Here is a 21582-nt window from a genome sequence, read left to right on the forward strand (position 1 = left end):
GTATGATGGCACACCAAGGGCGAAACTTTCATCTGGTTATCCGGGACATAAATGGCAAAACGGCGACTGAACAAACAGCAACAATTCCGTATCAAGAAAGTCCAGGAAGAGCGTGCGGCCCGGGCGGCGCGCAAGGAGAAGAAGGTTCAGGAGCAGGCCGACGCCGGCGAGCTCGGGCCAGAGCAGGAAGGGTTGGTCATTGCTCACTACGGGCAACAGCTGGATGTCGAGGCGCTTGAAGGTGACCAGGAAGGCAATGTGGTTCGCTGCTTTGTTCGGGCCAACATCGATAGCCTGGTGACCGGTGACAAGGTTGTCTGGCGGCCAGGGAAAAACGAAACCGGGGTTATCGTTGCCCGAAGTGAGCGTCGCAACCTGCTGCAGCGGCCGGATAATTTTGGTGCCCTGAAGCCGGTGGCCGCAAACATTGATCATATTATTCTTGTGATTGCGCCGGAGCCGGAACCTCACGATAACCTGATTGACCGGTATCTGGTGGCATCCGAGATCACAGACATTCCGGCAGTGATTCTGTTGAACAAGACCGATCTGATCACCGACAGCAACCGGGAGTACATCGACGCGCTTCTGGGCCGGTATGAGGCTCTGGGCTATGAGGTGGTTCGAACGTCTGCCGCTGAGTCCGGTGATAAACCTTCGCCAGAGGTTGAGGCACTGGTGAAGGATCAGACCAGTGTATTTGTGGGGCAATCCGGGGTGGGCAAGTCATCCATTATCCAGACCCTGATGCCCGATGAGGCCATTCGCGTGGGGGCTGTTTCGGAGAGCACCGGCAAGGGGATTCACACGACAACCACGGCTAAACTGTTCCACCTGCCGCTCGGAGGCGATCTGATTGACTCGCCGGGGATCCGTGAGTTCGGGCTCTGGCATATGACAGCGCAGGAGATCGAGTATGGCTTTCGGGAAATTCGGGAGGTGATCGGCACCTGCAAGTTCCGCAACTGCCGGCACATGGGTGACCCCGGTTGCGCCATCGACAGAGCTGCGGAGGAAGGGAAAATCAGCCCGGAGCGGCTGAAAAGCTTCCACCGGATTCTTCAGGATATGACGGAGCAGCAGGCCCGCGGGCTGAAGCTGGACTGACGGACCCGAACGGCCTTACCAGTTGAGCTCGCCAGGGGCCGGCTCTTCTTTTTCCTGCAACCATTCCCCGCTTTCCAGACGCTCACGGGCCGCCTCACGCTCCGCCTCGGTCGGCTGGGTCAGATCAATCAAGGGCTCATCTGACTGGCCGGCAGTGCTCTGAATATTATCGACGGTCTTCTTGTTCAGAACGATAATGGAGATGCGGCGATTCACCGGCGCGTTCGGATCTTCCTTGTCGAACAGTACGGAATCACTCAGGCCAACCACGCGAGCAATCTGCTGCTGACGCACCCCCCCTGCAACCAGCGCTCTTCGGGCGGTATTTGCCCGGTCTGCCGATAATTCCCAGTTCGTGTAACCCGGCCGGCCGCTAAATGGCGTGGAGTCGGTGTGCCCGGTAATACTGAGCTTGTTGTTCACTGAACCCAGAGTTTTCGCAAGCTCAAACAGAATATCCTGAGAGTAGTACTTCAGCTCGGCCCGGCCGCTGTCGAACATGGGGCGACCGGAGCGATCGACGATCTGGATGCGCAGGCCCTCGTCGGTTATATCGATCAGCAACTGATCCTTGAACTCCTGCAAAGTCTCATCCTGCTTGATTTGCTCCTTCAGCTCCTGAAACAACTCCTGCATACGTCGCTGTTCAAGAGTTTCAGAGAGCTCATCCACCACTTCGTCTTCAATCTGGATCTGGCTCGATTCGATATCCGGACTCGCCTCGTTGACGACCGAGGCACTGCCCTCAAGATCCACAGGGTTTGGAGAACCACCCTCGGTGAAGCCAACGGGATCCCGAAAGTAACCCTCAACCGCTTTTTTTTGCTCCGGCGATGCCGTAGCGGTTAACCAGAGAACCAGAAAGAAAGCCATCATGGCGGTGGCGAAATCGGCAAACGCGACCTTCCAGGAGCCACCGTGATGGCCACCTGCAACAACCTTTTTCCGTTTGATGATGATCGGCTGTTCTTCCACGAATCGGCTCCGGGTTCAGATGAGGGCGGTATTACTTGGAACGAACGTGATCATTAAGCTCCTGGAACCCAGGGCGCTTATCCGTGGGCAACGCCTTGCGGCCAAACTCAATGGCCATTTGCGGCGCTTGCCCGGAAACCGTCGCCACAATCGCTGATTTGACGCACTCGTAAGCCTTCAATTCGTACTTCGCAGCGTGCTCCATGGCGATAGACGCAGGACCCACAAAACCATACCCCATGAAAATACCCAGAAAGGTACCCACCAGTGCTGCAGCCACACTGAGACCAATCTTTTCCGGGCCTTCAGTGAGAAAGTTCATGGTAATTACGATACCCAGCACCGCAGCGACAATACCAAGCCCCGGCAGCGCATCGGCGATTTTGTTGACCGCGTGAGCAGGCTCCTCAAGCTCGTGCTGACGACTGTCGATCTCATTCTCCATCATGCCTTCCAGCTCGTGGGTCGCCATATTTCCGGAGCTGATGATGCGAAGATAGTCCGTGATGAACGCGAGCAGTTCCTTGGACTTCATGACGGCTGGATATCGACTGAAAATCTGGCTTGCCTCGGGATTATCGATGTCCTCCTCGATCGCCATGACGCCTTGTTTACGGGATTTATCGAAGATCTCGTAAAGCAGACTCAGCAGATCCATGTAGAAAGCCTTTTTATAGGGTGAGCCTGTGAGTAACTGGACTCCCTTACCAAAGACTTCTTTGAGCGTATGGACGGGGTTAGCAATGATGAACGAGCCCAGAGCCGCCCCGAAAATGATTAACACTTCGGTTGGCTGCCAGAGCACCATCAGATTGCCGCCGTGGAGAACATAGCCAGTCAATACGCTGGCCAGAACAATAATCGAACCGACGATCAGTAACATAGAATCTACGCACGCCTTATTTTCTTGGTTATCGGCCGGAGCCGGAAGCTGTCACGCAAAAGGTGACACGATAATAGCAAGGCCGCGTCATAACCGCGAAGCCATGAAACAATTTCTATACAGGTAGCAGTCTTTGGTAAACTTCGCGCCTTTGAGCGCAAAGGATCACATCTAATGTTCGACAAGCTTTTTGTTCTTAGCCAGTACATCACGCCGCAACTGGGGGTATCCAACCTCGCCGGCCGTCTGGCGGACAATGACCGCTCCCCTGCGCTCAAGAACCGGGTTATAAAATGGTTTATCGGCCGCTATGGCGTTGACATGAGCGAAGCCGCCGAGCCTAACCCTGAAGCCTACGCCACGTTCAACGATTTCTTCACCCGGGAGCTGAAGCCTGGCATCCGCCCCCTGGCGGACGGCGAAAAAACCCTGGTCAGCCCCGTTGACGGAGCCATCAGCCAGCTCGGCCAGGTCACCGGAGACCGGGTTTTCCAGGCAAAGGGCCAGTCGTTCAGCCTGAGCGAGCTGCTCGGTGGCGAAGAGGCGACCACCGCCCCGTTTGCCGATGGCGAATTTTCTACAATCTACCTCTCGCCCAAGGACTATCACCGGATCCACATGCCGATGGCCGGCACGCTTCGACAGATGATCCATGTTCCCGGCAAGCTTTTTTCGGTCAACCCGGTAACCGCCGAAAATGTCCCGAATCTGTTCGCCCGCAATGAGCGGGTTGTCTGCATCTTCGACACCGCTTCCGGCCCCATGGCCCTGGTACTGGTTGGCGCCATGATTGTCGGCAGCGTGGAAACCCGCTGGGCAGGCGTTGTTGTGCCCGGCAGTCGGCAGGTCACATCAACACGGTACGAAGGCGAGCAGGCCATCAGCTTCGATAAGGGTGAAGAAATGGGCCGGTTCCGCCTGGGCTCCACTGTGATTATGGTTATGCCAAAAGGCTCCGTCAGTTGGAACAGCGATCAGGTGGCCGGCAAAACCGTTCGCATGGGCGAGGCGTTCGGCGCCCTGGCGTGATCACGTTCGGCAGGCTCAAGCCCGCTCGAACGAAAACGCCAAGACCTCACGGATGTCCTGCACTCCCAGCTTGAGCATCAGCAGCCTGTCCAGCCCGAGTGCGACACCGGAGCACTCGGGCAAGCCCTGATCAAGCGCAGCGAGAAAAGCCTCATCCAGCCCCATTTCAGGCTTCCCAGATCGCCTGCGCAGCTCGTTATCGGCCTCAAAGCGCAACCTCTGTTCTCCTGGATCGGTCAATTCCCAGTAACCGTTACAAAGCTCCAGACCATCAACATAGAGCTCAAAACGATGCGCGGTCTCATAGCCGTCAGACTTCGAAACTCTGGCCAGTGAAGCCTGCGAGGCCGGATATCCCGTTATAAACACGGGCCTGCGACGTCCCAGATTCGGCTCCACGGCAAAACTCATCAGCAGATCGAGGCAGCCATCCCGACCAAGGTCAGCCAATTGCTCTGGTTCCAGCCACTCCTCACAGCGGCGCATCAGTTCACGGTCCGTCGCTGCGAACGGGTCAATGTGCGCCCATCGCCTGAGTGCATCGCGATACTGAATGATTTCCGGCCGCTCGCAGCCCAGCCAGCCACAGACAAGGTCCGACACCTCAGCCATGAGCGTCACATCGTCAAAGCCTGTCCGATACCATTCGAGCATGGAGAATTCGGGGTTGTGACGACGCCCCTGTTCGCCATTGCGGAACACCCTGGAGATCTGAAAAATGGATCCACAGCCGGCCGCAAGCAAGCGCTTCATGTGGTACTCGGGAGACGTCTGGAGCCACCCGCCTGTGCGTGTGCCGGCAGAAACCTGCGCGGGGATGCCGTCAAGATTGACATCGGTAACGCCACATCGCCCAAGCACTGGGGTTTCGACTTCCAGCACTCCTCGCTTCGCAAAAAAGCCGCGCACAAACGACAGTTGTTGTGCGCGGCTTTTCAGGGCAGCCTGCGAGGCAGAGGGCTGCCAGACAGGTTCGCGGGTCATGACCGGATCAACTGCTCTTTACCCGGCTCACGTACTCGCCAGAGCGGGTATCAACTTTCAGGACTTCGCCAATGGTGATGAACAGGGGTACGTTGACAACCGCACCGGTAGAGAGTGTTGCCGGTTTGGAACCACCCTGGGCGGTGTCACCTTTCATGCCCGGATCGGTATCAACTACCTCCAGCTCAACGAAGTTGGGGGGCGTTACGGACAGCGGCGAGCCGTTGTAGAGCGTTACCGTATAAACGTCCTGCTCTTTCAGCCACTTCAGCGCATCGCCAACCGCCTTGGCATCAGCCGGGTACTGCTCGAAGGAACCGTCAGTCAGCATGAAGTGCCAGAATTCACCGTCGGTATAGAGGTATTCCATGTCCTGATCAATGACATCCGCAGCTTCCAGACTTTCGCCGGACTTGAACGTGCGCTCCCAGACCCGGTTGGTCATGAGGTTACGCAGCTTTACGCGGTTGAAGGCCTGCCCCTTACCGGGTTTGACAAACTCGTTCTCGAGAATGATGCAGGGGTCGCCATCCAGCAAAACCTTAAGACCGCCGCGAAATTCATTGGTAGAATATGAAGCCATGAAATGTCCACCTGACAAAATGCTGTTTAGAATTCGAAGGGCGTTATGATACAGCGAACCCCCGCCCGTATAGAAGCCCACCTTTCCGACCACGAACAACGCAGCTGGCAGCAACTGCTTTCGGGCGCTGTTACGTCGCCGAAGGAGCTGCTCCGCCGCCTGGAGTTGCCCGAGGAACCGTGGCTTGCAGGGGCAGAACAAGGCCACCGGCTTTTTCAGATCCGGGTACCTGAACCCTTCCTCAACCGGATGGAGAAGGGCAATCCGGCCGACCCTTTGCTCAGACAGGTGCTTCCGCTGGCCGACGAAGCCGGCCACGCGCCCGGTTTTGTCAGCGATCCTCTCGAAGAATCCGGCGCCATCGCCACCACCGGGCTCATCCGCAAGTACCGCAGCCGGGCCCTGCTCATGGTAACCGGACAGTGCGCGATCAACTGCCGGTACTGCTTCCGCAGGCACTTTCCGTACGACGAGCAACGCCTGAGCCCTCACGACCGGCAGCGGGTAATTGATACCCTTGGCGCCAGCCCGGAAATCAACGAAGTCATCTTCAGCGGCGGCGATCCCCTGGCCGTCAATGATCGCCTACTCAGTCAGTGGGCAAGCGCTATCAGCGGCATACCCAACGTCCGCCGGCTGCGCCTGCATACCCGCTTGCCAGTTGTGATTCCCCAGAGGGTTTGCGACGAGTTACTGAAGTGGCTGTCGACGACTCCGCTCCAGGTAGTGATTGTCCTGCACATCAACCACCCGGCAGAGATCGACGGCCCCACTCGCCGTGCGCTCGGATACCTCCGGGCCGCAGGCGCAACGCTCCTGAACCAGAGCGTGATCCTCAGGGGTGTAAATGATCGAACGGCGGTGCTTGAAGAGTTGAGCGAGACCCTGTTTGATGCGGGCGTCCTACCCTATTACCTGCACGCATTTGATCCGGTGACAGGCGCTCACCATTTCGACGTATCCGATGATGAGGCCCGAAATCTGGTGCGTGAGCTGCTGAAGCGCCTGCCCGGTTTTCTGGTGCCGAAGCTGGTGAGAGAAGAGCCTGGCAAGGAAAGCAAGACCCCGATCAACCTGTTCCCGTGACCGGTTTCGCAAAAAACGGCCCAAATTCACTTGTCAAAGATTGTCAACTCATGATCTTCTCGCTTTTTACGACTGGTTTGCTACTTTAAAGTCCAGTACCGTTAACGATAAAAACATGTATTTACGGCGTTTTCCTGACAGGCCGGCGGACACCCGGTAACCGCCAGCCAGGCAGGGCCAACCCCGGAATACCACCTGTGGTCCAGACATTGGCATGCATTCATGGAAGGTAAGACCCTGAAACCTGATCTCCGCGTTCCCGAACAGAAAACGGCCAGCCTGTCGTTCTGTGACACGACGCCCAAGGCGTTCCGGGTCTGGATAGACCAATTGCCGATGGCCAATATCGGCGAGGTGTCACGACAGCTCTACCACGCCATTATCGAACTGAATCACCTTTTCCTGGCGCCCCAGCAGCGCATGCAGTTCCTGGAATTGATTCGGGAAAAGATTCATTTTGTCTGTAATGAGCTCTCCCGCCACTACCTCGGTCTTGCCGTGGCGCTGCCCGAAAAACAAAGGAAGATCGCCAATCTGTCCCAGGCGCTCCAATTACATCTGGCCGGCGGCTACAAGCTGTGCGTTCTGGAGTTTATCGACAACGGGGGACTGGACAAGAATCGGCGCCAGATTGCCACAGCCGCACACCGGGCCATTTCCGAGCTGTCGGCAACTATTCTGAGATCGCACCAGCTCTACTGCCCGAGCCCCGCCCAGAGCTGGCTGGAGTGCCACCGTCTATTCCGGTTTGCACACCGCAACAAGCTCTCAGTAATACAGGTGGAGGACGACACACTTCAGCATCGCCGCACCAGCTCGGTCGCCGACAGCTACAAGCGTATCCTCCTGCTGGGCTGTGCGCGCCCGAATCAGCTGCGACAGGCTGAGCTTCTGCACGTCTATGAACTCTTCGAATCCTGGACGGACCATACCCGGTGCGGACCGGATGTTGAGGACGACAGCCTGTTTGTAATCAACATGGAACGGGACAACCCGCCGGTTTACCGCAGCCTTCTCGAACAGAAACCAGGTGACGACAGCTTCGGCTTTGATACCCGGGATCTCTCGGCGATGCTGTCGGAGACGCTCCATGCCCGTCGCGAGCACAAAGATACCGATCACGAACTTCAGGTGCCGGCAAAGGTAAGCGACACCCTGCTCACCCACCTCAGCCAGGCCCTCGGCATTCTCGCGAAGCGGAACTTCAACCGTATCGCGAGCCAGGGGTCCCTTGAAGTCTGCGTGGGCCTCACAGCCGCGCACTACTTCATTGCCGGTGAGAAAACCTTTACGGAATTCGTGAATGGCAACGACAACGGCCATCATGAAGAAGAAAACCTGTTCGTAAGGTCGTCGCGCCAGAAGCAGGACGCCTGGTCAGGCGCCCACGACGCCAGTCCCAGCGACGAACGGCTTCACGCCGGCGACACGCCGATCAACTTCAAGGGTTCCTACGGCAACTCCCAGGCCCCGTCGACCGACCGGAACCGGCCAAAGTCACACCACTCTTTCCTGATCAACACCAGCCCCGGTGGCTACTGCGTTGCATGGGAAAGCAATGTGCCTCCGTCATTGCAAGCCGGCGAGGTGCTGGGCGTTCGTGAGCAAAGCTCACATCCCTGGAGCGTGGCGGTGGTGCGCTGGATTCGACAGATCAAGAACCAGGGCACCCAGGTGGGCATTGAGCTGCTCGCACCGAGCGCTTCACCCTGCGGCGTGCGCCTGATCCAGAAAGTGGGCAACAGCAGTGAATACCTGCGCGGCCTGCTGTTACCGGAAATCAGCGTGGTCAACCAGTCAGCCACACTGATCACGCCTCGCCTGCCATTCCAGTCGGGGAGCCGCATCTCCCTGCTCCATGATGGCCGGGAAGATCAGGGTCAGTTGTCTCGCAAGGTGTCCTCCACTGGCAGCATCAGCCAGTTCGAACTCAAGCTGCAGAACGCGGCAACGCTGAATGCTGGCGCACCGCCTGCATCATCCGGAGCCAGCGAGGACGAATTCGACTCGCTCTGGCCATCTCTATAAGGTCTCCAAACTGAGACACCGGAAGCCCGCAGAGGGTTGTTATTGATCGGCAACCCCTGCATCATTCAGCGTTAGTGAATGAACCGTGTATCACGAGATGCCCTTCGAATGCAGAAAAAGAACGCGACCGTACACCTGCTGATTCTGGATCCATCGCAAAACGATGCCGAATCGCTGGTCAGCCTCCTCCGCAACTCCGGCAAGGCTACCCGAGCCCACAGAATCACCTCGGAAGAAGATCTGGAAGAAACGCTCAAGGCCGGAAACTGGGATTTGCTTCTGGCCCGCGACCTGGAGCAGGAATTTTCGGCCGACGACGCCCTCGCCATGATCCGCCGGATGGACAAGGACATTCCGTTCATTCTCCTGACGGAACAAGAAAGCCGGGAGCGCACAGTAGGCATGATGAAGGCAGGCGCCCAGGATACGGTGTCGTTCGAGCACACCGATCTTATTGTGCTGAAGGTCAATCGTGAGCTGGCAGCTCTTGACGAACGTCGCCGGCGCCGTGTTCTGGAGTCCCATCTGCGGGAAGCGGAACAGCGGTGCCAGTTGCTGCTGGAAAGCTCCAAGGATGCGATTGCCTACATCAATGATGGCATGCACATCTACGCCAACCAGTCGTACATGGAGTTTCTCGGGTACGATGACATCGACGATCTAATCTGCGTTCCGGTGCTGGACACCCTCACCCCGGAAAGTCAGGAGAAGTACAAGGAATTCATGAAGTCGTTTGCCGAAAAGGGCGAAGACGGCATGACCATGAATTGTACGGCTCGACGCAGCGACGACCACGAACTGAACGTGACCATGTCGGTCTCGGCCGCCACCTACGACGGTGAGGAATGCACGCAGATCGTTCTGCAGCCAGAGCACAGCGATGCAGAGCTGGAAGAAAAGCTGCGCCAGATCAGCAGCCAGGACCTTCTGACCGGGCTGTATAATCGTCAGTACCTGATGGATGCACTCGCTGAAGCAATTGCCAACGCCGGCAAGAAGAATGAAACCGGTGCACTCGCCTACATCGCCCTCGATAACTTCATGAGCATGAAGGGCCAGGTGGGCATTTCCGGCGCCGACCTGCTGCTTGGCGACCTGGCAAACCTGCTCAAGGAGCAGGCCGGCGAAGACCTTGCCTTGGCCCGATTGAGCGATGATGCCTTCAGTCTGCTGAGCCAGCCTTGCGATGAGTCTTCTATGGCAGGACACGCCGAGCGCATCCGCAAGGCGGTTGAGGACCATCTGTTTGATATCAATGGCCGCACGGTCCAGCTGACCGTGAGCATCGGTGTTGCCGCGATTACGGAGAATTCGCCGAAGGCCGAGGAACTCATGGCCAGGGCACATACGGCATCGGCGGAAGTACGCAAGCTAGAGGGTCATGCCGAGGGCAACGGTGTGGTGGTCTACAACCCTGCCGACTTCGAAACTCTGGATCAAAGCAATTCAGTGGAGGCGATTCAGAAGGCTCTGGAAGAAAACCGCTTCCGGCTGCTGTTCCAGCCAATCATCAACCTGCGTGGCGAAGGCGAGGAACATTACGAGGCCTTCGTGCGCATGCTCGACAAGGACAATGAGGAAGTCTCACCCTATGACTTCCTGCCGCCAACAGGTCCGAGCGACACCGCGATCAAGATTGACCGCTGGGTCATTCTGCAGACCATCAAACAGCTGTCCAGCCATCGCTCACGGGGCCACGATACCCGCCTGTTCCTCAATGTGACGGCCGAAACCCTGCAGGATAAAACCTTCACGCCCTGGCTGAGCGTTGCCCTGAAAGCCGCACGGCTGCCGGGCGATTCCCTGATCTTCCAGATCCGGGAAGGCGATGCCAACAATTACATGAAGCAGGCGAAAGACTTCACCAAGGCGGTTCACGAGCTTCACTGCAAGGTATCCATCTCCCAGTTCGGCTGCGCCCTCAATCCGTTCAACACCCTGAAACACATCGATACGGACTATGTGAAGATCGATGGCTCCTTCACGGAAGAAATCCAGAAGAGCGACGAGGCCAAAGAACAGGTCAAGGAAATGGTCAAGAGCCTGCAGTCCAGCGGCAAGCTCACCATCATCCCGCTGGTAGAGAATGCCGGCGTTCTCGCCACCCTGTGGCAGGCTGGCGTGAACTATATTCAGGGCTACTACCTGCAGGCACCAGTACCTGAAATGAACTACGACTTCGGCGACAACTGAGCCTGAACGGCTCAGAAGTCGGCGTTTTCCAGACTCTGATTGGTTTCGCTCTCACGGAAACCAATCAGATACAGGATCGCATCCAGCCCCAGCGTCGAAATCGCGTGGCGCGCTGATTCCTTGACCAGGGGCTTGGCGCGGAAAGCCACACCCAGGCCTGCCTGGCTCAGCATCGGAAGGTCGTTGGCGCCATCACCGACGGCAATAACCTGTTCCCGGGAAATATGCTCTTTCTCGGCGATTTCCAAAAGCAGTTCCGCCTTTCGCTTGCCGTCGACAATCTGCCCGGAAACCTTGCCTGTGACCTTGCCACCCTCAATCTCGAGTTCATTGGCGTAGATGTAATCGATACCGAGTTTGCGCTGAAGGTGGCGCGCAAAGTAGGTGAAGCCGCCCGACAGGATTGCAGTGCGATATCCCAGCGCCTTGAGACTGAGGATCAGGTGCTCTGCACCCTCAGTCATCCGCAACCGCGAGGCGATTCCCTCGAGGACCGATTCATCCAGGCCTTTCAGAAGTGCCAGGCGCTCGGCAAAACTCTGGCTGAAATCCAGCTCGCCCTGCATGGCCCTTTCGGTAATCTCTGCCACCTGCTCCCCGACTCCGGCCTCCGCAGCCAGCTCGTCGATCACTTCGGCTTCGATCAACGTGGAATCCATGTCAAAGACCACCAGCCGGCGATTGCGGCGGAAGATGGAATCTTCCTGGAAGGCGATATCCACATTCATTTCGCCAGCGATGTGCAGGAAATCCGCCCGCAGTTTCTCAAGATCTGATGGTGTGCCTCTTACCGAGAACTCGACACAGGCGATGCGATTGTCTGCGGCATTCAGCGAGGGTCTGGCAGACAGGCGTGAGATGTTATCGATGTTCAGACCATGACGCGCCGTGATGGCGGAAACCCGGGCAATCTGCTCGGCTTTGATATCCCGGGCAAGCAGCGTCACGATGTAGCAGGCCCGATTCCGGGCCGCGGCCCAGGATTGGTACTCCTCGACGGTGATCGGCGCGAACCTGACCTGCAGATCCAGAGCGTGTAGCCGGAACAGCAGGTCACGAATGACGGGCGAGGATTTGGACTCATCCGGAATCTCGATCAGGATGCCCCACGTCAGGTGGTCGTGGATCACCGCCTGACCGATATCCAGGATACGCACATCGTAGCGCCCCATGATGCCAGTGATTTCCGACGTCAGACCGGGCTTGTCACGCCCTGAGACGTTAATCAGGACCAGTTCACTCACTATCGGTACCCTCGCTGTCAGAGCCCGCTTCTTCCTGCGCTCGGGCGGCGGAAGGAATCACGTCAATGCCATCCACCCGCTGCAGCCCTCTGGGCAGCTTGTGGCCGCGGCGGCCTCGTTCACCGAGGTAGTGTTCAAGATCACTGAACTGAAGCCCCATCTTGCGCTTACCAGCGCGTATCTCCAGCTGGTCATCCTCGGCAAAGACTGCTACTGCCACCACATATTCTTCACGGCTCTGAACCCTGGCCGAGGGAATGCTGATGATCTTGTTGCCTTTACCCTTGGCCAGTTCCGGCAATTCGCTCAGCGGGAACACCAGCATCCGTCCCTCGTTGGACACCGCCCCCAGATACAGCGTTTTCTCGGTCGTCGGTATGGTCAGTGGAGGCATGATCTTCGCGCCCTTGGGGACACTGACTACTGCCTTGCCATTGCGGTTCTTGCTGATCATGTCGTTCAGCGACGTAACAAACCCGTAGCCACCGTCGGTAACCAGCAACGCCTTACGGGACGGATCTCCCATCAACAGGCCTGAGAAGCTGGCACCGGAGGGCGGGTTGATGCGCCCTGTAAGCGGCTCACCCTGGCCTCTGGCAGATGGAAAACTGTGAGCCATCAAGGAATAGGCCCGCCCGGTAGAATCCAGGAATATCGCCTGCTGGTTGTTCCGTCCCCGAGCCGCGAGGGAGAAACGGTCACCGGCTTTATAACTCAGACCTTCCGGCTCAATGCCATGCCCCTTGGCGGCGCGAACCCAGCCTTTTTCAGACAGCACAACCGTAACGGGGTCGTTCGAGATCAGGTCCACTTCACTGAATGCCTTGGCCTCCTCACGCTCGACTATCGGTGAGCGACGGTCATCGCCAAAGGTCTCGGCATCGGCTTGCATCTCGCTCTTGATAAGTTCTCGCAGGCGATCCTCGGAACCCAGAATGGATTGGAGCTCATCCCGTTCAGCCGCGAGCTCATCCTGCTCGCCCCGGATTTTCATTTCCTCAAGCTTGGCCAGGTGACGCAGCTTCAGTTCGAGGATGGCTTCGGCCTGATCGGCGGACAACCCGAAACGGGCCATCAGCTCGGCCTTGGGTTTGTCTTCGGTACGGATGATCTCGATCACTTCATCAATATTGAGGTAGGCAATCAGCAAGCCTTCCAGGATATGCAGGCGAGCGAGAACCTTGTCCAGACGGTGCTGGAGCCGGCGGATGACAGTGGTGCGTCGGAAGGTCAGCCATTCGGTGAGGATCTGGTGCAAACCCTTCACGCCCGGTCGGCCATCGTTACCGATCACATTGATGTTCACCCGATAGGTTTTCTCCAGATCGGTACTGGCAAACAGGTGCGCCATCAAACCATCCAGATCAACCCGGTTGGATCGGGGCACGATCACCAGGCGAGTCGGGTTTTCATGATCGGATTCGTCACGAAGGTCCGCCACCATCGGTAGCTTCTTGGTCTGCATCTGATGGGCAATCTGCTCCAGAACCCGGTTGCCAGAGACCTGATGCGGCAGATCCGTAACCACGATCTCACCACTCTCACGGATCCAGCGGGCCCGCATCCGCAGCGACCCGCGACCGGTTTCGTACATCTGACGGATGTCCTTGCGGGGGGTAATGATTTCCGCCTGGGTCGGAAAATCCGGGCCCTTGATGTGCTCGCAGAGTTCATCAACCGTCGACTCCGGCTGGTCCAGCAGGCGTATGCAGGCTGCGGTGACTTCCCGAACGTTATGCGGCGGGATATCCGTGGCCATACCAACGGCGATACCGGTGGTGCCATTAAGCAGAACATGGGGCAACCGGGCCGGAAGCACTGACGGCTCATCCATGGTGCCATCAAAGTTGGGCACCCAGTCCACCGTTCCCTGCCCCAGCTCTCCCAGCAGAACTTCCGCAAACGGTGCCAGGCGGGATTCGGTATAGCGCATGGCAGCAAAGGACTTGGGATCGTCCGGGGAGCCCCAGTTACCCTGCCCGTCTACAAGTGGGTAGCGGTAGGAAAAAGGCTGAGCCATGAGCACCATGGCCTCATAACAGGCGCTGTCGCCATGGGGATGAAACTTACCCAGCACATCACCCACGGTACGGGCAGACTTCTTGTACTTCGAGGTGGATTTCAGTCCCAACTCGGACATGGCATAGACGATTCGCCGCTGAACCGGTTTCAGGCCATCGCCGACATTCGGAAGTGCCCGGTCGAGAATGACGTACATGGAATAATCGAGATAGGCCTTTTCCGTGTAATCCCGGAGCGAAACCCGCTCGAAGCCTTCATCCGTTGTCTGAAACTCTGGCATGGATGCCTCTTTGATTGCCTGTATTGCCTGATTTGAATAGTGTCCGTGATCCTGCTTCCCGGGCCGGGAATAATCAACGCAGAAACGGGAGCGGACATTATATGGAGCACGGCGCCGATACACCAACAACCGGCGAATTTATTGGCCAAAACCGTCACACCCTTGCACAGGCATCTGATTCCAATAGCGGAATTCCCGAATGGAGTGTCCTCAAGGTGAGCCGTATTCTCCTCTTCAGTGAATAGAAGACCGTTTTACATCTCTAACAAGCGGAACACTATGAAACCCAACATCAAAGCCTGCGGGCAAGCCATGGTGACAGCCCTGGTAAATGCGGTTCTGGCGGTGACGCTGATGCTTCTGGTTGAGTTTGCAATCAGCGGCAGTTTCCAGGTTCCGGAGACCTATCTCTGGGCAGGGTTACTGATCTGGGTCGTTATTTTCGCGGGACAATTCTGGCGCCAGAGGCACCTTTGCCAATCCGGTGACACTCACCGGGAATCACCAGACCCTTCCAGATAACCTGTCCATGCTCCCGGCAAGTCACTTCTAACTGATCGGGAGCAATTTCTCTACTGTTTCTCAAATCAACCGTCTTCCCGGTGCTATATTTGGCAATAAGCCATTCTGGCAATGCGGGAGAGACGTATGGATTTTGGTAAGCGCCTGGGACTCCGGGTAAAAATTGCTTTGCCTTTCGTTATCACGGCTGTCGCCCTGGTTGTTATCGGACTGTTTGCCGTCAGCACTGTCCGAAACCTGGTATCCGACACTGACAATATTGCCGACACCTATCTGCCTTCCGTCAGCGAAATCCTCAACGGCGACCGGGATCTCTACCAGGCGCTGGTGGCCCAGATGGCCTATGTGGACGCCCAGTCCAACAATGAAAATGGCGAGAATTACCTGGCCAGTTTTGACGAGAATGCCGGCCAGGCCCTGGACCGCTTCAACACAGCAGTTGGCAGGCTTGAGGGTACGGGCGTCTCCGACGTTGCTCGAGGATTCGATGCTGCCTATGAGCGCTGGCTGGGATCCGCCCAACGGGTTCTTGAGCTGGCAGAAACAGGGGACCCGGAGCAGGCAAGAGCCCTGGCAGCCAGCGAAACCAACAACCTCTTCGACAATCTCAGAAATTACTTCGACGAGGTCGGCGCTCACGCTGACGCACGTGCCCAGATTCGCGCGGGTGAAGCCTCTTCAGAGGGCCAGAGCAGCTCGGTAACCATCCTGCTAATCACAGCCGTCGCTATCCTGATCAGTATTGGGCTGTTTGCCGTGTTCCTGAAATTGATCATCAGCTCTATCGCGGCGCTTCGGGATCAACTGGACAATATTGCCCAGGGTGAAGGCGATCTGACCCAGCGGATCCCTGTGGAGATGGATGATGATCTGGGCAAACTCGCAAAAAGCTTCAACCTGGTTCTCGAGAACCTGCAATCCATGATTGGTTCCATCCAGCAGTTGACCCGGGAGCTTGGCACCGGAGCCACGGATCTCGCCCGGGCGGCGAAGGACAACAATGATGGCGTGACTCGACAGACCGACTCTATTTCCATGGTCGCCACAGCCATCAACGAAATGCAGAGTGCGATCGAAGAGGTTGCCGGTAATGCCTCAAGAGCGGCCGAGATTACCCGCGATGCCGAAGAAAAGGGCAAGAACGGCGCACGAATTATCCGCAACTCCTCAGAGCAGGTGCATCGTTTGGCCGCACAGATTTCAAAAGCTGTGGAGGTTATCCGCAAGCTATCTGACGATTCCGACAACATCACATCCGTGCTGGACGTTATCAGGGGCATCGCAGAACAAACCAACCTGCTGGCGCTGAATGCTGCCATTGAGGCGGCGCGAGCCGGTGAGCAGGGACGCGGCTTTGCTGTGGTTGCCGATGAAGTGAGGACCCTGGCGCAACGGACCGGCCAGTCGACGGAAGATATTCAGAAAATGATCACAACGTTGCAGGCTGGCGTTGCCGACATCGTGTCGGTGATGGAAACGGGTAGCAAAGAGGCGAGCGAAACCGAGAAGCTGGCCACCGATGCGGAGTCTGAGCTCAAGGCCATTCTTGAAGCCATGGCCAATATTGCAGACGTGAATACCAGTGTCGCGTCGGCCACCGAGGAGCAGACTCAGGTTGTGGATGAGATCAACCGCAGTATTACCGAGATCAACGATCTGGCTACGGAGAGCGCAAGCCGGTCGAGGGATATCGACGGAATCAGTGAGTCCCTGGAAGGCTATGCGAGAGAACTGGAAAGTCAGACAGGCAGATTCCGGGTCTAGGCCCGGAATCTGACAGTGGCAGGGTCAGCCAGTATTACTGCCGGATACCCTCGACAGAAATGATGATCTCGACGGTCTCGGAGGCCTTTCCGAGATCCATCTGGATGCCGAAGTCCTTGAGGCGAAGCTCAGTTTCAGCTTCAAAACCCATGCGGTAGCCACCCCACGGGTCTTCCCCGTGGCCCAGCATTTCCGCGTCAAGGGTCACTTCTTTGGTCACACCACGGAGGGTCAGGTCGCCGATAATGTCGGCCTCGCCTTCTTCATCCAGAACAACGCGCTTGCTCTTGAAGGAAGCCTCAGGAAACTCGTCGACGTACAGGAAATCTTCACTACGAAGATGCTTGTCCCGCTCGGCGTGATTGGAATCCACGCTCGCGGTGTCAATGGTGACGTTAACGGTGCTGTTTTCTGGGTTCTCGGCGTCGTAAACGAATTCGCCGTCGAAATCGTTGAATCGACCGTAAAGCCAGCTGTAGCCAAGATGAGAAATCTTGAAGGTTATGAACTGATGGGCGCCCTTTTTATCAAACGCATAGGTGCCACTGTGTTCGTTAGCATTGACTGCACCTACAAGCGCCATCGACACGGCCGAGGCAAGCAGAACTTTTTTCATGGTTATCTCCCTTATTGCATTGGTGCCCGACTTCCGGGCGTTAAACGATAACTAAACGGCCGGCCAGTCACTTTCCTAACATACGCCGTAATGTGCGGTCGCGATCAAGCAAATGATGTTTGAAGGCGCCAGCCGCGTGAATGGCAGCAAGACCGACAATGGCCCAGGTGGACCAGTAATGAACGGTTCCGGCGGTGTCCTCCATTCCCTTTATCTGGCCAGTGACCGATGGCACTTCAAACCAGCCGAACACGCTGATCGAAGACCCGTCGGCGGTCGATATCAGGTAGCCGCTGACCATGGCGACGAAAATCAGCACGTACAGGAGAAGGTGGGCCGCATGGGCGCTTCGAATCTCCCAGCGCTTGTGCCCATCCAGCGGATCCGGCGAAACATTCACCGCTCTCCAGACCACCCGGAAAAGCATCAATAAAAACAGCAGTATGCCAACGCTGCGATGAATATCCGGACCTCGGCGATACCAGTCGTCGTAATAGGACAAATCCACCATCCAGAAGCCGAGCCCGAACAGGCCGAAAACAGCCAGAGCAACGACCCAGTGATTCACGATGGTTACAAGCCCGTAGTCGGCTGAGGTATTCCTGATTTGCATGATGAAAATTCACCCTGTTCCCTGGTTACATCGTTGGAGATAAGTCTAGAAACTTGGTTGTATGAAAAAAATCAAAATCTTTTGCAGCGCTACATCAGAAATTCTGACCATTCGCCCGGGCGTTTGCCTTTGGTCGCATAGGGGTTTTACGGATTGTTCAAAATTATAGCAACGATAAACTTGGCCCATACTTGAATGCCCCGTCTGGGGCCTCATTGACCGAGAGGACAGGACATGGAACTCGAATTCGACGAAAGCGTGGTTGTACCCAGTAATAACTGATTCTCTGGCGGTCCGTCCGGACCGCTGGGCTCCCCTCTCTTCTTTCCCCTTGCAGACCCTCAAAGATACAAACCGTTTCCAGTTTCTACATGAAACAGTGGTAATAAACGCGTTTTTTTGGCAATCTTCCTTCCAACTATCAGTAACTTCCCGATTTTTCTGGCGAAACCTGTACTGATAAAAGACAGTTCAGGCGCCAAACTGGGGCGACTGATGCGTTCGTTAAATCAACCAGAATCATCTATGTCGAGACGCCTCCCTGAAAAGCTGACAGCTCCGGAAGTGGACCTGTTGTCTCCTATGCTGAACAGGGACGGTGACACATGGACCGCAGATTTTCGCGGACTGACGTTGAGAACAGCACTCCAGCCGATTTACAGCATTTCACACAAGCGTATCGTCGGCTATGAGGCCCTGATCCGGGCCTTTGATACGGATAACTCCGCGGTACTGCCGCTGCACCTGTTCCAGCTACCGGCCTCCGAGGCGGAGAACCTTCTCCTTGACCGGCTTTGCCGCTATCTGCACATACGCAATTACAGCGGCATCCGCGATCAGCTGAACTGGCTGTTCCTCAACGTTTCGCCCCAGGTGGTAACCAGCGGCAGCCAGGCCGATTCGTTCTTCGGACAGCTTCTGGCCAAAACCGGCCTACCTCCACACCGGATTGTCATGGAAATTGTTGAGCAACCCACAGACGACGCCGAAAGGCTTCGGGAAACGGTTGCCTATTACAAGAAACTGGGCTGTCTGACGGCCATTGATGATTTCGGTGCCGGCCACTCCAATTTCGAACGAATCTGGAACCTGTCACCCGACATCGTGAAACTGGATCGAAAACTGCTTACCCGTGCGACAGACGATCACAAGGCACGCCAGATTCTGAACGGCATCGTGTCACTGCTGCACCAGTCCGGCTGCCTGGTTCTTCTGGAAGGCGTGGAAACCCGTGATCAGGCAATGATTGCGATCGATGCGGGCGTGGATTTCGTTCAGGGCTTCTATTTCCGCAGACCGAGCACAGACCTCGACCAACTGACCCACTCACCCGCCGATTTCGATCATCTGTTGCAGGAATACAAAACCCGCAACCAGGTTACCCTGGACCCGACCCGGCAACTGGTGGACTTTTTCAGTGGCTTCTTCGACCACGCAATCACGAAGCTTCGCAGCGGGATGAGCATGCAGCAATCCTGTCTGGAATTGTTGAACCACCCAGCCGTTTCCCGCTGCTACCTGGTCGACGACAAGGGCGTTCAGATGGACGACACCCTGGTTTCCGATGCGGGCACACGCAGTATGGACCCGCGTTTCAAACCCCTGGAGAGCACCAGCAGCGCCGACTGGTTTCGCCAGCAGTACCTTCGCCAGGCGCTGGCTCAACCGGAAAGCCTGCACGTAACCGCCCCCTACCTTTGCGTCACCGGAGCCTATATGTGCGTGACCCTGTCACTGGGGTACTATCAGGGCGGCAAGCTTCAGGTGCTGTGCTGCGACATTCTCGCCAACCCGACCGAACAGCGCTCATAGACCGGGAGTGATGTCGTAGACCACGGCAATAACCACAACGGTAACGGCACCAATAAACACGTTCATGGGTAAACCGACCCGCACGAAATCACTGAACCGGTAACCACCAGGCCCGAATACCATCATGTTGGTCTGGTACCCAAGCGGCGTGGCAAAACTGGCGGACGCGGCCATCATCACCGCAATCACAAACGGCTCGGCGGCCACCCCCATACTGTTCGTCATCGACAGAACGATGGGAATGACCAGGACCGCCGCCGCATTGTTGGTAATAACCTCGGTCAGGACCGACACCACGAGATAAACCAGCAGGATCGTTAACAGTACGTCGCCCTGACTGAATTCAAGGATGCCTGCAGCCACAAAGCCTGCCGCGCCGGTCTGTTCCAGAGCCGCGCCCATGGCAAAGGAGGCCGCAATGGTAAGGATCACCGGCACATCCACGGACTTCTGGGCCTGGCCCACCGAGCAGCAGCCAGTCAGAATCATTCCTGCGGCGCCCAGCAGGGCCGCGTTAAGCATGCTCAGGGTGCCACAGGCAGCGAGACCCACCAGCACCAACAGGATTCCCCAGGACAGCCACGCCCGGTCATGCCGGGGTGTCTCGGTTTCCAGGTCATTAATGAGCAGGAAGTCCTTGTTATAGCGCTGTCGGCTGACAAACGCGGGGCGGGCCTCGAGAAGCAGCACATCGCCAGGTTTGAGGCGGATATTCCCCAGGTTGCCGGAAACACGCTCCCCACCCCTGGCAACGGCCAGCACAACCGCACCGTAACGGTCCCGGAACCGGGCGTCGCGAATGGTCAGCCCCAACACATCGGACTGAGGCGACAATGCCGCTTCAACCAGACGCCGTTCCGCCCGATCCTTGCTCAGACTCGGCTCGTCTTCATGGACTGAGGGGACGATACCGTTTATCCGCAGGAGGTCAGAAATGGCCTGGGTATCACCGGCAAACACCAGACGATCGCCACCCCTGAGTCGCTCCTCCGAGGGCACCGCCGTAACCACGCTGCCATCGCGTTCGATCTCAACCAGATACAACCGCTCAAGCTCCCGGAGCCCGGCTTCACCAACAGTCTTGCCGACCAGCGGCCCGTCAAACGACACCGCGACCTCCAGGGTAAACTCCCTCATGGAGCCAAATTTCTGCTGATCCTTACGATCCGGAAGCACACGGGGCATAACCAGCAGCAAAGCGGCCACGCCGATCACCGCCACCGGCAGCCCGACCGCCGTGATCGAGAAAATGGAGAAGCCCTCTTCGCCGGTTAGCTGCTGGTACTGGCCGTTGACGACCAGATTCGTGCTGGTGCCGATCAGTGTCAGGGTACCCCCGAGAATGGCGGAGTAGCTCAGGGGAATCATCAATTTGGACGGTGAGATACCGATCTTGCGGGACCACGCATGAACCGCCGGGATCATGGTGGCGACAACCGGGGTGTTGTTGAGAAAACCACTGAGAAGGGACACCGGGAGGGCAATCCGTGCCTGGGCAGAACGAACGGTCTTGGGATTGCGAAGCAGGTGATGCACCAGCAGATCGACACCGCCGGAATGATGAATGCCCGCAGCCACCACAAACATGGCAACCACGGTGATCAGACCACTGTTGCTGAACCCGGCGAGCGCCTGGTCCGCGGACACAATCCCGCTGGCACTGAGCACCACGAGCACACCCATCATCACCAGATGGGGCGCAAATCGCCCTGCACTCATCAGTATCAACGCGGTGCCTGCGAGGCCCAGCGCAAACCAGCCCTGCCAGTCCATCAACGGTTCTTCCCGATCAGAAAACTGGCAGGATAACGACTTTGCAGAAGACAGAGAAAGAATAAAGG

The 21582-nt window shown here is 57.1% G+C and carries 17 protein-coding genes; 8 read left to right on the forward strand and 9 right to left on the reverse strand.

All coding sequences use genetic code 11. The features are described from left to right. Window positions 1-51: 51 nt before the first annotated feature. Window positions 52-1107, forward strand: a complete 1056-nt coding sequence (gene rsgA, locus EDB94_RS04425; protein ID WP_108017565.1) for a small ribosomal subunit biogenesis GTPase RsgA — start codon at window positions 52-54, stop codon at window positions 1105-1107. Window positions 1108-1122: 15 nt separating this feature from the next. Here rsgA and motB read toward each other — a convergent pair whose 3' ends face one another. Both motB and motA read right to left on the reverse strand, forming a co-directional pair. Next, entirely contained in the window at window positions 1123-2082 is a 960-nt protein-coding gene (gene motB / locus EDB94_RS04430; RefSeq protein WP_053112714.1) for a flagellar motor protein MotB, read from the reverse strand. Window positions 2083-2113: 31 nt separating this feature from the next. Beyond that, the gene (gene motA / locus EDB94_RS04435; protein ID WP_008174118.1) at window positions 2114-2965 is read right to left on the reverse strand and encodes a flagellar motor stator protein MotA; all 852 of its coding nucleotides are present in this window, start codon (window positions 2963-2965) and stop codon (window positions 2114-2116) included. Window positions 2966-3139: 174 nt separating this feature from the next. On the opposite strand from motA, the gene asd reads away from it, so the two are divergent. Further along, complete coding sequence (asd, locus tag EDB94_RS04440) at window positions 3140-3994, forward strand: archaetidylserine decarboxylase (RefSeq protein WP_014577803.1); 855 nt, start codon at window positions 3140-3142, stop codon at window positions 3992-3994. A gap of 15 nt (window positions 3995-4009) precedes the next feature. Here asd and epmA read toward each other — a convergent pair whose 3' ends face one another. Together epmA and efp are read right to left on the reverse strand one after the other, a co-directional pair. Beyond that, entirely contained in the window at window positions 4010-4978 is a 969-nt protein-coding gene (gene epmA / locus EDB94_RS04445; protein WP_108017566.1) for an EF-P lysine aminoacylase EpmA, read from the reverse strand. A gap of 7 nt (window positions 4979-4985) precedes the next feature. Next, on the reverse strand, window positions 4986-5561 hold the full coding sequence (gene efp / locus EDB94_RS04450; protein WP_041645387.1) for an elongation factor P: 576 nt from the start codon (window positions 5559-5561) through the stop codon (window positions 4986-4988). 45 nt (window positions 5562-5606) lie between these two features. Here efp and epmB point away from each other — a divergent pair, with 45 nt between their 5' ends. The 3 genes from epmB to EDB94_RS04465 all read left to right on the forward strand — a co-directional run bounded on the left by epmB (window position 5607) and on the right by EDB94_RS04465 (window position 10868). Further along, window positions 5607-6647 (forward strand): EF-P beta-lysylation protein EpmB, encoded by a 1041-nt coding sequence (gene epmB / locus EDB94_RS04455; protein WP_108017567.1) that lies wholly within the window; start codon window positions 5607-5609, stop codon window positions 6645-6647. A 222-nt stretch (window positions 6648-6869) separates the two neighbouring features. Next, window positions 6870-8675, forward strand: coding sequence for a GTPase (locus EDB94_RS04460; protein ID WP_108017568.1), 1806 nt, complete (start codon window positions 6870-6872; stop codon window positions 8673-8675). 108 nt (window positions 8676-8783) lie between these two features. Next, window positions 8784-10868, forward strand: a complete 2085-nt coding sequence (locus EDB94_RS04465) for an EAL domain-containing protein (protein ID WP_108017569.1) — start codon at window positions 8784-8786, stop codon at window positions 10866-10868. Window positions 10869-10879: 11 nt separating this feature from the next. Here the strand turns inward: EDB94_RS04465 and serB are convergent, their stop codons facing one another. Next, window positions 10880-12112 (reverse strand): phosphoserine phosphatase SerB, encoded by a 1233-nt coding sequence (serB, locus tag EDB94_RS04470; protein WP_014577810.1) that lies wholly within the window; start codon window positions 12110-12112, stop codon window positions 10880-10882. Beyond that, entirely contained in the window at window positions 12105-14414 is a 2310-nt protein-coding gene (parC, locus tag EDB94_RS04475; protein WP_108017570.1) for a DNA topoisomerase IV subunit A, read from the reverse strand. Before parC ends, serB begins: the two co-directional genes overlap by 8 nt. 279 nt (window positions 14415-14693) lie before the next feature. Here parC and EDB94_RS04480 point away from each other — a divergent pair, with 279 nt between their 5' ends. Together EDB94_RS04480 and EDB94_RS04485 are read left to right on the forward strand one after the other, a co-directional pair. Further along, window positions 14694-14936, forward strand: coding sequence for a hypothetical protein (locus tag EDB94_RS04480; protein WP_014577813.1), 243 nt, complete (start codon window positions 14694-14696; stop codon window positions 14934-14936). 126 nt (window positions 14937-15062) lie between these two features. Beyond that, window positions 15063-16700 (forward strand): methyl-accepting chemotaxis protein, encoded by a 1638-nt coding sequence (locus tag EDB94_RS04485; RefSeq protein ID WP_108017571.1) that lies wholly within the window; start codon window positions 15063-15065, stop codon window positions 16698-16700. 34 nt (window positions 16701-16734) lie between these two features. Here EDB94_RS04485 and EDB94_RS04490 read toward each other — a convergent pair whose 3' ends face one another. Together EDB94_RS04490 and EDB94_RS04495 are read right to left on the reverse strand one after the other, a co-directional pair. Next, window positions 16735-17316 carry a YceI family protein gene (locus EDB94_RS04490; RefSeq protein WP_108017572.1) on the reverse strand — a complete coding sequence of 194 codons (582 nt, stop codon included), beginning with the start codon at window positions 17314-17316 and terminating at the stop codon, window positions 16735-16737. A 67-nt stretch (window positions 17317-17383) separates the two neighbouring features. After that, window positions 17384-17929 (reverse strand): cytochrome b, encoded by a 546-nt coding sequence (locus EDB94_RS04495; protein ID WP_108017573.1) that lies wholly within the window; start codon window positions 17927-17929, stop codon window positions 17384-17386. A 525-nt stretch (window positions 17930-18454) separates the two neighbouring features. On the opposite strand from EDB94_RS04495, the gene EDB94_RS04500 reads away from it, so the two are divergent. Continuing rightward, on the forward strand, window positions 18455-19741 hold the full coding sequence (locus EDB94_RS04500) for an EAL domain-containing protein (RefSeq protein WP_108017574.1): 1287 nt from the start codon (window positions 18455-18457) through the stop codon (window positions 19739-19741). Here EDB94_RS04500 and EDB94_RS04505 read toward each other — a convergent pair. Next, complete coding sequence (locus tag EDB94_RS04505) at window positions 19736-21514, reverse strand: SLC13 family permease (RefSeq protein WP_108017575.1); 1779 nt, start codon at window positions 21512-21514, stop codon at window positions 19736-19738. The two genes, EDB94_RS04500 and EDB94_RS04505, sit on opposite strands and share 6 nt — an antisense overlap. Window positions 21515-21582: the final 68 nt, after the last annotated feature.

This window comes from Marinobacter sp. 3-2, from assembly GCF_003751355.1.
Taxonomy (GTDB): domain Bacteria; phylum Pseudomonadota; class Gammaproteobacteria; order Pseudomonadales; family Oleiphilaceae; genus Marinobacter; species Marinobacter adhaerens.